The sequence below is a fragment of the Empedobacter sp. R750 genome (genome assembly GCF_030324345.1).
GTDB lineage: Bacteria > Bacteroidota > Bacteroidia > Flavobacteriales > Weeksellaceae > Empedobacter > Empedobacter falsenii_C.
In genome coordinates, this window is the sequence record NZ_JACAGF010000010.1 from 59,434 (window position 1) to 73,490 (window position 14,057).

Here is a 14,057-nt window from a genome sequence, read left to right on the forward strand (position 1 = left end):
CAATAACTTCTATCTCCTCATCAAAACAAATTATGATGAAGGAAATTATTTTACAAACAACTTGGCTCGAATGGCTGGGTGTCACTTTTTCTATTTTTCAAGTCGTATTGGCGAGATTCAACAATCCAAAAAATTATTTATTTGGAATTGCAGGAATTACATTATCGCTTTTCGTCATGTTCAATTCTAAGCTATATGCCGAATTCACACTCAATATTTATTATTTAGTAATGAGCATTTATGGCTGGTTGTATTGGAAATTTGGACAACAAAAACACGAAATTGAAATTACGAAAACCAACAAAAAAGAATGGGGAATTGTCACAGGAATTGTCTTAAGTAGTTTTACCATTTTTTATTTAGCACTCACACATTTCACCGATTCTGACGTTCCTATTTGGGATTCAGTTGTAAGCGCATTTGCTTGGGCAGGTATGTGGTTAATGGCAAAACGTAAACTCGAAAATTGGATTTTGTTGAATATTAGTAACATTATTTCAATTCCATTAATGATTCACAAAGATTTGTATCTATACGCTATTTTATCGTTGATTTTATTCTGCGTTGCGATTTCTGGATACTTTAATTGGAGAAAAATTTTGAACGAAAACAATGCTTGATATTCCCAAACTTAGACAAGAATTATTGAATAAAGAATCCTTTAATCAAGTAGTTCTCGATCATATTTACACTCAAAATTGGTTGAATATTTGGGTTCCTAAACAATACAATGGACTTGGTTTACATTTTTCCGAAGGATTAAAAGTTTTACAATCTGTTGCTAAAATTGACGGAAGTTTAGGTTGGTTTATAACGCTTTGTAGTGGTGCAAATTATTTTTCTCGAAATCTAAAACCTGATGTTGCTTCTAATTTATTCTCTTCACAAAAAACGTGTTTTGGAGGAAGCGGAATGCTTGGTGGAACTGCTGAAAAAGTTGGAGATAAATATATCATAAACGGTTTGTGGCATTATGCAACTGGCGCTCCTTATCTCACTCATTTTACATTAAATGCGAAAATAATCGAAGATGGAAAAGAGATTTTGGATGAAAATGGTGAACCAAAGTTTTTGTCATTTATTTTAAATCAATCTCAAGTTAAATTAATTTCAACTTGGAAATCAATGGGAATGGTTGCAACATCTTCTCATAGTTTTGAAGTAGAAAATGAAATCGTTCATCAAGATTATAGTTTCATTTATAATGAATTTTATAGTGATGATTTGGTCGAAAAAATACCTTTCCGAATTTTTGCTGATTTAACTCTGTTGGTAAATTATCTTGGAATGGCTGAACATTTTATCGAAAAAAGTTTAGAGATTATTCATTACCAAAAACAAACAGATTTTGAGAGTTTCGTAAAAAAATCTACTTCAAAAACTATTGAATTTGCTAAAATTATCGAAAATTTATTAGCAAATAATTCTCCTATTTCAGAAGAAATCGAAACTGAAATTCATTCATTTGGAATCGAAACTGTTGAAAAAATTACTCAATTTATCATTGAAATTTATCCACAACTAGGAATTAAAGCTTCAAAAATCAATGAAGAAATCAATCAAATTTTCAGAGATTATTTTACCGCAACTCAACACCGAAATTTTAGACAAAATATTCAGCTCAAATAGTCTATTTATCTATATTTGCAAAACTTTTGGCTGCGTAATTTAATGGATAGAATATCAGATTCCGGTTCTGACAGTAAGGGTTCGAATCCCTTCGTGGTCACTATTTTATTTTTTTTTGCAATTTTTTTTTCATAGTTTAGCATATCACTAATTATTAATTAACACGTTATTATGAGAAAAAAATTACTATCTCTTTTATCGATAGCAGCAGTAGCTGTATCTTTTGGTCAAACTTATACAACACAAAATAGTGGTATTCCATTACAATCTTTTGGAGCAAGAGAATACTCTATTGTAGATCCTAATACAGCATGGATTACTTATTTTGATGGGGCTGGTACTCAAACATATCCTAAATATGTAGGGGTAACTACTAATGGAGGATCAACTTGGAAAGCTAATTTAGTATCTAATTTACCTTCAAATGCTTTAATATCAGATGTTGGAGCTGTAAATGGTACAACAGCATTTATTGTAACAGCTCCTGCGTCAGGTTCTGGAGCTGCAAATGGTTTATGGAAAACAACAAATAGCGGAACATCATGGACTAAAGTTTCAGGAGTATTTGGAACTAGTTCTTTCGGAAATATCATCCATTTCTTTGATGCAAATAATGGCTTGGTTATTGGAGATCCTATTAATGGTAAATACGAAATGTACAAAACTACAGATGGAGGAAATACTTGGAGCACATTAGGCACTGCTCCTTCAACTTTAGTTAGTACTGAATATGGATACGTAGCTGGTAGAGTATTTTTAGGTGAAGATTTATGGTTAACTTCAAATACTGGTAGAATTTTACATACAAATGATAGAGGAGCTACTTGGAAATCTTACTTTTCTCCAGTTGACGATTTTTCTGGTGAAGACTCAAGTGCTAGTATGTCCTTTTCTTCATCTAAATATGGATTGTTAGTAGATAATACAGCTGTATTATGGTTCACTGAAGATAGTGGAGCTAACTGGGATGTTATGTCATCAAATAGTTATTATGATGGAGATATTTCATATATCCCTGGATCTAATGGAATTTTCCTTTCAACAGGATTTAGCTCAGCTTCAGAATTAGGTGTAGGATCTGCTTATTCTAAAGATAATGGTAAAACTTGGACTAAGATTGATGATGGTCAACAAAGACTATTTATCGGAGCTTATGATTGTAAATCTGTTTGGGTAGGTCATTACACTTCTGATACAAAAGGAACAGGTGGAGTTTTAAAATTAAATGATATTCCAGGCTGTTCATTAGCGACGACAGAACAAACAGCAACAAAAGTTGAATTAAAAGCTGTTGTAAATGGTGGTACACTTAATGTTATTTCAAACAAAGAAATAAAAAGCGTATTGGTTGGAGATTTAACAGGAAGAAAACTTTCAGAAGTACAATCTAAAGATGTTAATATTTCTGCATTAAAAGCTGGTGTATACTATGCTCGCGTAGCTTATGCTGATGGTGCTTATGGAACAGTGAAGTTTATTGTAAAATAATTTACATCCTATAAAATTTAGAAAGGACAAAACCAAGGTTTTGTCCTTTTCTATTTCTACATTTGCCAAAATTTTTCAGTTTTGGAAATCGAGATTTTATTCTATTTATGCATGGCAGCTTTTTGCGCTGGCTTCATCGACTCTATTGTTGGTGGTGGAGGATTAATACAAACGCCATTATCACTTGCTTTTTTACCCAATTTACCTGTTTCAACTGTTATTGGAACGCTAAAAATTCCAGCATTTAGTGGAACAGCTTTAGCAACTTCACAATATCTTAAAAAAGTAAAAATAGATTGTAAACTTTTTGCGATTATGGCGATATGTGCTTTTGTTTCCGCTTTTTTAGGATCGCAATTGTTAACGGTTATCAATAATGATTTTATGAAGCCTGTTTTGTTAATCATTTTGATTGTTTTAGCCATCTACACCATTTTCAAGAAAGATTTTGGACAAGCTACCGAACGTAAAATCCCTTATCACATTGCGATTATCAATGGTTGTATTGTGAGTATTGCAGTTGGCTTTTACGATGGTTTTATTGGTCCTGCAACTGGAACTTTCTTTATTTTGGGATTCGTAACACTTCTTGGTATGGATTTTTTAAAAGCTAATACCAATGCAAAACTGATTAATTTAGCGACTAATTTTGGTTCGATTTGTTTGTTTTTGATTAAAGGGCAAATTATCTGGAAAATAGCTTTGCCAATGGCTGTTTGCAACGCTTTAGGAGGTTTTATTGGAGCAAAATTAGCCATCAACAAAGGGAATAAATTTATTCGATACATATTTATTTTGGTAATCCTACTCTCAATTTGTAGATTTGGTTATGAAGTAATTTTCAAGTAATGAAAACCATTTTTTCAATCATTTTTGTTTCGATATTTATCACTGTTTTTGCTCAAAAGTTTGAGTTAAAAGATTCAGTTTTGATTGAAAATAAGACAATCAAATCAATTGATACTGATCTAAATAATTCGATTTATTTGATTTCAGATACAAGAATTGAAAAAATATTTCAGTCGAAAAAGAACAAAAGTATTGATCTTAAAAATATCATTACTTCGGTTGATATCAATAATCCACTTCGAGCTTATGTGTATTCAAATTTTAATCAACTCACTATTTTAGATGAAGATTTGAATCCTATTCAGGATGTTGTAAAGATTAAATCAAACGATTTTATCCCTGCTGCGTTAAAAGTTGTTGATACACAGTTTTGTTGGTTTTATGATTTGATTGGGAATAAAATTGTGTACTATAATTATCAGTTGCAAAAACCAATTCTGACGTCAAAACAAATCTATTTAAAACACAATGATCAATCAATCGATAAAATACATGTATACAAAAATTTGGTGTATTTAAAAGGTCAAAAAACGATTTATGTTTACGATGATTATGGAAATTTCAAATCTAATTTTGAATTTGACACCAATCATCAACCTTTTTATTTTTATAAAGATGTTATTTTCTATATAAATGACAATAAGCTAATATCAAAAAATATTATCAATCAAAATTTGACAAATTTTATTGATTTAGAAAATGTAAAAAGTTTTGCGCTTAACGAAAAAAATCTTTATACTTTAGTCGAAAATAAAATTTACACTTACTCTATTTTAAATACAAATAATTAATAACAAACTATTTAATCAATTAAAATTAATTACTAATCCTTATTTATTTTTAATTTATAATTGAATAAAAAATCATAAATCAATCGGAATAATTTTTTTCTAAAAAAAGATTTTTCTATGAGTCGCTTGCTTAGATTTTGTTTTGAAAATTAAGCTTTAGTATATTTGCAAACGTTAAAATAATTGGAAAATGCATATCGCCATAGCCGGAAATATTGGAGCAGGTAAAACTACTCTAACAAACCTTTTAGCAAAACAATACAACTGGACAGCTCAGTTTGAAGATGTAGAAATGAATCCGTATTTGGATGATTTTTACAACGACATGGAAAAATGGGCATTCAATCTTCAGATTTATTTCTTAGGAAGCCGTTTTAATCAAGTAAAAGAGATTAGAGAAAGTGGAAAAGACATTATTCAGGATCGTACAATTTACGAAGATGCGCATATTTTCGCGAGTAACTTGAACGATATGGGATTATTGTCTACAAGAGATTACAACAACTATTTGCGTGTTTTTAATTTGATGACAAGCTTTGTGGAGGCACCAGATTTATTGATTTATCTTAAAGCTTCAATTCCTACATTGGTTTCGCAAATTCAGAAACGTGGTCGCGATTACGAAAACTCGATTAGTATTGATTATTTGAATCGTCTAAACGAGAAATACGACAAGTGGATTTCGAATTATAAAGAAGGAAAAGTGTTGGTAATCGACGTGGATAATTTAGATTTTGTTGAAAATAAAGAAGATTTAGGATTCATTTTCAATAAAATAGAAGGAGAAATTAACGGACTTTTTTAGTTAGAAAAAATAAAGTAACTTGCACGGCTTGATTTTAAATTTAATCAGGCCGTTTTTTTGCGTAAAAAATTATGGAAAATAAAAGTATTTTGAAGGGAGTTTTGTTCGTTGCAATGGGCGCCAGCTTCTACGGAATGTTAGCAACATTTGTAAAAATTGCATACGATCAAGGCTATACGACTGCCGAGGTAACGACCTCGCAGTTTGTTTTAGGAATTTTGATTTTGGGAATCATCAACTTATTTATGATGAGTAAAAAAGATTTACCAAAGATTGAACAAAAAGATAAAAAAAGGTTGGTTCTTGCCGGAACTTCTTTAGGTTTCACAAGTTTATTTTACTATCTAGCGGTACAATATATCAATGTGTCAATCGCAATTGTATTGTTGATGCAAACGGTTTGGATTAGTATTTTGGTTGAGAGTATTTTGGGTAAACAATTTCCTTCTGCCAAAAAATTAATTGCAATGGTTTTGGTATTATTTGGAACTGTTTTGGCGACAAATTTAATCAATCAAGAAGTCGAATTAAATCCTAAAGGATTGTTTTGGGGATTTTTAGCAGCTTGTTCTTTTACAGCTACTATGTTTACATCTAATAGTTTAGCCAATTACTTGCCAGCTTACAAAAAAAGTTTGTGGATGCTTTTTGGTGGTTCTATTATTGTGTCTTTATTTTTGTTTTTTAGCCAAATCGGACCTTATTACTTTGATGGTTTAATGAGCTTTTACAACAATTTTTCGAGTGATGTAAATGGAATTCATGCATTCAATTTTAGCATTTTTTACACTTGGGGATTACCGTTGGCAATTTTCGGAACTGTGTTACCTCCTATTCTTTTAAACAAAGGTTTTCCGCACACAGGATTAGGTTTGGGAAGTATTGTTTCTTCGTTAGAATTACCCGTTTCCGTAACTATGGCTTTTGTCCTTTTACACGAGCAAGTTCTCGCGATACAATGGACAGGAATAGCTGTTATTATTTTTGCGATTATTATATCAAATCTGAATTTCAAGAAAAAATAAATTCAAAATCCTCAACATTTGTTGGGGATTTTTTTATTAAATATCCTTAATTTGTAAAATACAATAACTAATTTACATAAAAATGGGAGTAACTCTTTCTCAAAATATCATAGATCAATTATTAAAAGATTCATTAGAAGATTTAAAAAAATCTATATTTTATAATAAAATAGATATAAATTCTCTAAAAATTAATCGTACAAATGGAATTATCTATTTTATTTACATAAAAAAGAATAATGAATATATTTTAAAATATATAGGGAAAAGTAACGGAAAATATTTTAAATCAAGACTTAAAGCTCATTTTTTTGGTATTGGAAAAGGAACTCAATCTAAATTTGAACGAATAAAATTAGAAGATGATGTTTACTTCAAATATATAGAAACAACTCCTAACTCTTTAAGAAATTTAATAGAAGAACTTCTTATCGAGAAATATCAATCTCAAAACTTATGGAATTATAAATCATAACAAAAAAAGCCAACTCGTAATAAGTTGGCTTTATATTTTGCGTAAATCTAAATTATTTCACCAAAATTTTATTCGCTAATTGATTTGTTCCATCAATTTTTTCTTGAATTGGTAAACCTAATATCTTCGCAAGCATTGGATAGATTTCTGTATTTGGAAAAACTTTAATCTCTTTACCAGACTTAATATTTGGTCCCCAAGCCATAAAAGTCGCTTTCATTTCTAGCGTTTCTTTTACATAAAAACCATGCGAACCTTTCGGCGCATTCTTGTTTGAAAAATAGTTTGGCGAATGTGCAATCAAAATAATATCTCCAATGCGATTATATCGATCATTCTTTTTATCAAAATGATATTTAGATGGAACATTTGTTGTTTTATACACTTCGAACGTATTATTCTGAACCGCTTTTATTTCTTTGTAAATTGATTCGATATCATTTTTATCTTTTACAAAAAGACTTACATAAGAACCATTCGAAGCAACTTGTACTTTTGATTCATCAATTTTAATTGGCAATTTCAATGGATTTTCGTCATCAATTCTTGTCATTCCGTGATCAGAAACAAACACAAAATTCACTTTCAAACCTGTTTTTGCAACCTCATCATTCAATTTCTTGATTGATTGATCTACAAACTGTACAGCTTCCTTTGTTTCAGGCGCATCAGGTCCAAAAGAATGTCCTGCGTGATCTACTTCCGGAAAATAAAACGTAATCAAATGTGGACGTTTTTCAGCTGGTAATTCTAACCAATTAACCACTTGCTGAATACGATAATCAATTGGTGATTTCTCCGAATACTTGTACGAATACGTTGGAAACATACCATTAATAGGCGCTTCCGAACCTGGCCAATAGTAACAAGCAGCTAACATTTTGTTCTGCTCTGCAAGATTCCAAATTGGCGTTCCTCCGTACCATTTCGGATTGATAACTGCATTCCTATTTCCCAATGAATAACGATCACCAACTTCTCTATCTAACATATTATTACCTACCAAACCATGATGAATAGGTGTTAAACCTGTTACGATTGTGTAGTGATTTGGAAACGTAACCGATGGAAAAGAGGGATACATAGCATCGGCTTTCACTCCATTTTTAGCCAAAGCTAATAGATTTTTAGCTTCATGTTTTTGAGCATAATCATAACGAAAACCATCTGCCGAAATCAAGATAACATAAGGTTTATCTTGTTGTTTAGCATCATTCACACGATTTTCGATTACGATTTGTTCTTCGATTTCTTGTGCATTTGCTGTAATTGAGAACGTTAAAACAATTGCAGAAAATAAACTAAGTATTGATTTTTTCATGCCTCAAATTTAGAAAGTTTTATACTTAGAATGAATTAAAAAAATGTCAAATCTTCATGAAAAACCATAAAAAAACTGATTTATAAATAAACCAGTTTCATAATATGTTAAGCAAAACTTATCAAATCTTCGTAGGCTTTTTTAGCACCTTCAAAAACTTGTTGTTGCTCTTCTTCTGTTGTAAATTCTTGATTGATATAACCAATAAAAGTTTTCCAGATTTGACCAAGGTTTTCACCATAATGTCCAAAGTAATTGAAACCTTTATTCTCTAAAAAAGGGTATTTTTTCAGTGTTTTTGCAATTACATTTCCGCCAAGCATAGAACCTTCTATCACATACAAAGCTCCAATTGCTTCGGCTCTATTTTGTAATTCAAATTGTTTTGGTACATTCAATTCTTCTAAACCCAACTCGTTAATATCTTGTTCAATCAAAGACAATTTATTGAGTTTTGTTAAGGCTAAATTTTCTAAGTCTTTTTCATTCAAAAATTCTTTAATAGAATCTTCATACGATTTTAGAAAAATATGATTAACCTGCAACATTTTATAATAATTTTTATCTGTAAATGTGCTGTTAAACAATTTATTCGATTCTAATTTATCTTCAATTTCTTTGTGATAAACCGCTGTTTTTTCTTTTAAATAATCAGATAGCATTCGTTAGATTTTTTAAAATGTTAATATAAAAGTTGTTCCTTCTCCTACTTTACTTTCAAAAGATATACCACCATTCATTCTATCCATCATTCTGTGCGCAATAGAAAGCCCTACACCATTTCCAGAGATATTTCCTGTGTTAGACATTCTGCTAAATAGCTTAAACATCTTGTTGTAATCTTCCTGTTTTATTCCGATTCTGTTATCTTTTACTTTAAAAATAACCTCCTCTTCATTCAATTCGGACCATATTTTTATGATTGGATGTTCTTCTTGGGAAGAATATTTTATTGCATTTCCAATAATATTCAAAAAAACCTCATAAAACATTGTTTTATCTCCCAAAACATTATGCACATCTTCTATAACAACTTGTGTATCATTAGTTTTATAATACAATAAAACATCGTGCACAATCTTCTCTATAATTGGCTTAGTTTCGATTATAGACAAAACAATTTCAGATTTTTTTGCTTTACTCAGCGCCAAAAGATCTTGCATCATTTGCGTCATTCGATCTATTTCATCTATAACACTTTTTAATCGATCACTTTTAATTTCGTCATGTTCTAACGTACGCTGAATCATTTGACAATTCAATTTCATCACTGATAAAGGTGTACGTAAATCGTGAGAAACAGTATACGAAAATGAGTCTAATTCGTCATTTATTTCCTTTAATTGTTCATATAAACTATGAATTTTGAATGATTGTAAATGAAGTGTTTCTATAATTAACTTTATTACTTCTTTGGCAACATATTTTTCTTTATCTAACCAAATAAATGATTTATTCTTAATATTTTCTTGCCAAATCTTGAAAGAAGTTCGAGGCGAAAAACTAAGTATTTCATCTCCATCTACAATTTCTACATGTTTTATTTTATTAGGTTCTCCAGCCCAATTTAGAGTTTGAACTTGTTCTTTTTTGAACCAAATAATAAAATGTTCGTACGTTTGATTTAGAAAACAAAACATTACTCCTGCCGAATTTGGACTAAGATTAAGTTCTTGTCCATAATCTAAATAAAAAGTATTTGAAGTGAATAAACGTGCCGAGTTTCTTTTAAATGCCCACTCTTTTATACGTAAAATCTCATCTTTATCTGGTGTCTCTCCTTCCACAAAAACATCATCAAAATTAACCAATGCAATTCCATTTGCCTTTGTAAGGTTAAGAACCTCTTTTAGATTATTGTTCATTGATTGCTGAAGATTCTCTTCTGTTAAAAGATTTTCTTTCAGCTTGATTGCAGTTTCATTAAAATAATTTTGAAACTTTAATCGTTCAGTTGCTTTAAAATTTACGTAAGTTAATCTAGCTTGACGCGTCAAAAGTTCGGTTTGCAAACGAACCTGATTTGGAATAAATTTTGGTTCAGAATTCTGACACGCTACAATTCCCCACAATTTTTCATTAATCACAATAGAAATAGAGAAACTTGCAGCACAATTTGCATTGCGTAAATATTGTAGATGTATCGGGGAAAGTGCTCTAACAGAAGAGTACATCAAGTTTATTTTTTGATGATTCGTCGCAATTAAAGAAATTCTATTGCTGTTAACATCTGCTACCAAACGACTTTTTTTCTCTAAATACAATTGGCGCGCTTGTTTGGGAATATCAAATTCTGGAAATCGTAAGCCCAAATAAGAGTCTAATCCATTATCAATTTCTTCCGCAATTACGACTCCACTTCCATCCTCCAAAAACTTATACAACATGACTCTGTCGTAATTAATTAATTTTTTTATAGATGAAATCAACCTATCCCAAGTTGCGTCTATCGATTTGGAATAAAGAATTTGTTCCGAAAAATTATAATAAGCTAATCTGTTTTCTAAAATAATCAATTCTTCCAACTCCAAATAAATCAGCTCATCAAAATGATAAGAAGTTAAATGATATGTTTTCGAATTAATTTTTAGGTGAGTTCTACAAAATTCGCCTTGATCTAAATTCAAAACTTCGTCAAAATCAAGCTCAAAATTATAAAGTTGATTGATGTCTTGATTTAAAACATTTTCTGCCGAAATTTGAAATAATTCATCAATATTTTGAGAATAAAATTCAATTTGATGCGAATTTTTATGAATTCCGATCAAATAGCCAAAAGGTTGAATTTCGTTGAGAAACTGAATTTCTTCGTCTTCACAATTTTTGATGATTTGGTTGATCATATAATGGGTGCTTAGAGTATAATAAAATTAATATAAAAATCGAAGTAATTTAAAATTATTTTACTCTTCTTGTCTTTTAATTTTCAGAATATAATTTTCCAACTCTAATTCATCGGTATCCACTAATTCGAAATCATTAAAATGAGTTAAACGATTCTCAAAAAACGCTGTAACTTTTTCTTTTTCTAACGATGGATGAACCTTGATTCCGTTGAATTTTATGTTCTTCATGTAGACATAAAAATCGTAATCAAAATCGGTTTCTCCCAAATATGTATTGGCAATTTTTCCTTTCCATTTGATGTCAAAAACACCAAATTCTTCTGTGTCTAAAAACGTAATTTCGTGCTGAGCAACCGTGTCATTTCCTAACATCGAAATACCAAAAGCAAGATTTTCTGACTCGTCAAGATTTACTGGAAGAGGATCAATTTCGAATGTTTTTTTATTGAGTTGATTAAAATCTAATTGCGCATCATTTTCGATCTTTATTCCTTTATTGTTCCAATATGTACTTGAGATAATTGCGTGATCATAATTAATCCAAAGTTGCTTTTCGGCATTCTCTTCAGAAATGTCATCTATTTCATCCAAATCATCTTTATATTCTTCTTCTTCGTCATAATTATCTGACTCTAAATGAAGATCCATCCAAAGGTCAAAATTTTCATCAAGGCGAGCACTCCAAACAAAATCTATTACTTTGTGTCCGTTTGTAAATGGGCTATTCGAAAAATATATTTTGTTATTATCCTTACTCATAAATTGGGTTTTGACTTATGTTTTGAATTTACAACGATTATTCTACTCTACAAAATTTTAAAAAATAATTGGTTCGTTTATTAGATATTGTCATTGATTTTCAAAGAAATAAAAAAAGTGCAATTTCTATAGAAATTGCACTTTTAAATTATAGTTATGATTTATAAATCAATTTAATTACAAGGTTTCTTTTAACCACTTGAAAAATTCTGTATGCCAAATCACAGAATTTTGTGGTTTTAACACCCAATGATTTTCTTCAGGGAAATAAATGAAACGAGATTTGATTCCTTTCAATTGTAAAATTTGATAAGCCTCTTGTCCTTGTCCCATTGGCACGCGATAATCGTGACCTCCAACATAAATTAACATTGGCGTATTCCATTTATTTACTAATTCTGTACTACTTGGATCAAATTTAGAATACGTTTTTTGCGCAGCTTTGTTATTTGTTTCCCACCAAGCTCCACCAGCATCCCAGTTTGTAAAGAAAATTTCTTCTGTAGTTCCGTACATCGATTTCAAATCGAAAACACCATTATGTGCAATAAAAGATTTGAAACGACCTTCGTGAATACCTGCTAAATAATAAACAGAATATCCTCCGTAAGATGCACCAACAGCACCACGACGATCTTTATCTACATAAGATTCTTTCGAAATATCATCAATCGCAGCCAAATAATCTTGCATTACTTGTCCTCCCCAATCTTTCGAGATTTGCTCATTCCACTCTACTCCATGACCTGGCATTCCACGACGGTTTGGTGCAATTACAATATACCCTTGCGCTGCCATTAATTGAAAATTCCAACGAGGAGAATAAAATTGAGTTAAAGCAGATTGTGGTCCACCTTGACAATATAATAAAGTTGGGTATTTTTTATTCGGATCGAAATTTGGCGGATAAATTACCCACGCATGCATTTCTTTTCCGTCTGTAGTTTTAATTTTACGTGCTTTTACATCACTCAACGCAATGTTATCGAAGATGTCTTTGTTTTCGTTTGTTAATTGCGTTAATGCTCCAGATTTTAAATCAACTACATAAATTTCTGCAGCGTGATTGATATCTGTTTTTGTAACAATTGCTTTATTACCAACAATTTCTTTGATGTCTGCAATGTCAAAATCACCTTTTGTAATTTGTTTGATAAAAGGCATTTTTCTCATTTTGAAGTTTACATCAACCTCAAATAATTGAATTGTTCCTCCTACTGGCGCATTGAAATAAATTTTGTTACCATCATTGCTCCATTTATAACCTTGTACGGTTCCATCCCAATGTTTTGTAATATTCATTTCGATATCACCACGACGAACGATTAAGTCATTTTTATCTGCCTCGTAACCATCGCGCTCCATGCTCAAAAACGCAAAATCTCCTTGAGAAGAAAAACTTGGTGTATTGTCATAACCCATTTTTCCTTCTGTGATATTTTTCGTCGTTTTCGTTGCTAAATCATATTGATAAATATCTGTATTTGTGCTTAATGCGTAATCTGTTCCGAATTTCTTCTTAGAAACATACAAAACTTTTGTTCCATCTGGCGTCCAAACAAATTCTGAAACTGAATATGGTTCGTCTTTTAAAACATCAATTTTAGTCGAACCTTCTTTATTTTCTGATACAAATAAATGATCGTAATTACCATCATTCCAAGTATCCCAATGTCTGTAATTTAATTCGTTATAAATCTGCACATTTGATTTATCCATTTCTGGATAATAATCAGAACCAAAAACCTTTTGTAATTTAACTTTATCAGTTTCTGCTTTATATTGTTGAGATTTATTCAACGATTCATCAGCCAAAAGCGTTTTATAATCTTCGATTTCCGAAGCTTTTCCTCCTGCCAACGAAATCATATACGTTTTCGATGTGTCTTCTTGTGTTTTTACGTTAGTAGAAGTTACTTTGTAAATCAGATTTTTTTGATCTTTCGTTACTCCAACTGGAGCTACTTTTTTTACTTGCCAAAGAAGTTCTGGCGTCATTACTTTTTGTCCCATTGCTGTTGTCGATATCAAGATACTTGCGACTAATACAGAAAATCTATTCATGTTAA

At 30.7% G+C, this 14,057-nt stretch carries 13 protein-coding genes and 1 tRNA gene; 9 read left to right on the forward strand and 5 right to left on the reverse strand.

What is annotated here, in order from left to right:
• The first annotated feature begins 32 nt into the window (after positions 1-32).
• The 9 genes from pnuC to HXZ74_RS11320 all read left to right on the forward strand — a co-directional run bounded on the left by pnuC (position 33) and on the right by HXZ74_RS11320 (position 7,062).
• Positions 33-620: a nicotinamide riboside transporter PnuC gene (gene pnuC / locus HXZ74_RS11280; protein WP_286475566.1), complete on the forward strand. Its 588-nt coding sequence runs from the start codon at positions 33-35 to the stop codon at positions 618-620.
• Complete coding sequence (locus tag HXZ74_RS11285) at positions 613-1,629, forward strand: acyl-CoA dehydrogenase family protein (RefSeq protein WP_286475503.1); 1,017 nt, start codon at positions 613-615, stop codon at positions 1,627-1,629. Before pnuC ends, HXZ74_RS11285 begins: the two co-directional genes overlap by 8 nt.
• A gap of 28 nt (positions 1,630-1,657) precedes the next feature.
• Positions 1,658-1,729, forward strand: a tRNA-Arg gene (locus HXZ74_RS11290).
• A gap of 71 nt (positions 1,730-1,800) precedes the next feature.
• Positions 1,801-3,117 carry a beta propeller repeat protein gene (locus HXZ74_RS11295; RefSeq protein WP_286475505.1) on the forward strand — a complete coding sequence of 439 codons (1,317 nt, stop codon included), beginning with the start codon at positions 1,801-1,803 and terminating at the stop codon, positions 3,115-3,117.
• Between the two features lie 81 nt (positions 3,118-3,198).
• The gene (locus tag HXZ74_RS11300) at positions 3,199-3,966 is read left to right on the forward strand and encodes a sulfite exporter TauE/SafE family protein (RefSeq protein WP_114999905.1); all 768 of its coding nucleotides are present in this window, start codon (positions 3,199-3,201) and stop codon (positions 3,964-3,966) included.
• A complete protein-coding gene (locus HXZ74_RS11305; protein WP_286475507.1) occupies positions 3,966-4,757 on the forward strand; it encodes a hypothetical protein in 792 nt (263 codons plus the stop codon). Before HXZ74_RS11300 ends, HXZ74_RS11305 begins: the two co-directional genes overlap by 1 nt.
• 190 nt (positions 4,758-4,947) lie before the next feature.
• Positions 4,948-5,562: a deoxynucleoside kinase gene (locus tag HXZ74_RS11310; RefSeq protein WP_038333632.1), complete on the forward strand. Its 615-nt coding sequence runs from the start codon at positions 4,948-4,950 to the stop codon at positions 5,560-5,562.
• 71 nt (positions 5,563-5,633) lie between these two features.
• Complete coding sequence (locus tag HXZ74_RS11315; protein ID WP_286475509.1) at positions 5,634-6,587, forward strand: EamA family transporter; 954 nt, start codon at positions 5,634-5,636, stop codon at positions 6,585-6,587.
• A gap of 82 nt (positions 6,588-6,669) precedes the next feature.
• Positions 6,670-7,062 carry a GIY-YIG nuclease family protein gene (locus tag HXZ74_RS11320; protein WP_286475512.1) on the forward strand — a complete coding sequence of 131 codons (393 nt, stop codon included), beginning with the start codon at positions 6,670-6,672 and terminating at the stop codon, positions 7,060-7,062.
• Between the two features lie 52 nt (positions 7,063-7,114).
• On the opposite strand, the gene HXZ74_RS11325 is transcribed toward HXZ74_RS11320, so the two are convergent.
• The 5 genes from HXZ74_RS11325 to HXZ74_RS11345 all read right to left on the reverse strand — a co-directional run bounded on the left by HXZ74_RS11325 (position 7,115) and on the right by HXZ74_RS11345 (position 14,052).
• Positions 7,115-8,383, reverse strand: coding sequence for an alkaline phosphatase family protein (locus HXZ74_RS11325; RefSeq protein WP_286475514.1), 1,269 nt, complete (start codon positions 8,381-8,383; stop codon positions 7,115-7,117).
• A 107-nt stretch (positions 8,384-8,490) separates the two neighbouring features.
• Positions 8,491-9,045 carry a biliverdin-producing heme oxygenase gene (locus HXZ74_RS11330; protein WP_286475516.1) on the reverse strand — a complete coding sequence of 185 codons (555 nt, stop codon included), beginning with the start codon at positions 9,043-9,045 and terminating at the stop codon, positions 8,491-8,493.
• A gap of 12 nt (positions 9,046-9,057) precedes the next feature.
• Complete coding sequence (locus HXZ74_RS11335; protein WP_286475517.1) at positions 9,058-11,226, reverse strand: ATP-binding protein; 2,169 nt, start codon at positions 11,224-11,226, stop codon at positions 9,058-9,060.
• Positions 11,227-11,286: 60 nt separating this feature from the next.
• Positions 11,287-11,988: a hypothetical protein gene (locus HXZ74_RS11340; protein WP_114999896.1), complete on the reverse strand. Its 702-nt coding sequence runs from the start codon at positions 11,986-11,988 to the stop codon at positions 11,287-11,289.
• 177 nt (positions 11,989-12,165) lie between these two features.
• Positions 12,166-14,052 carry a S9 family peptidase gene (locus HXZ74_RS11345; RefSeq protein ID WP_181816291.1) on the reverse strand — a complete coding sequence of 629 codons (1,887 nt, stop codon included), beginning with the start codon at positions 14,050-14,052 and terminating at the stop codon, positions 12,166-12,168.
• Positions 14,053-14,057 lie beyond the last annotated feature (5 nt).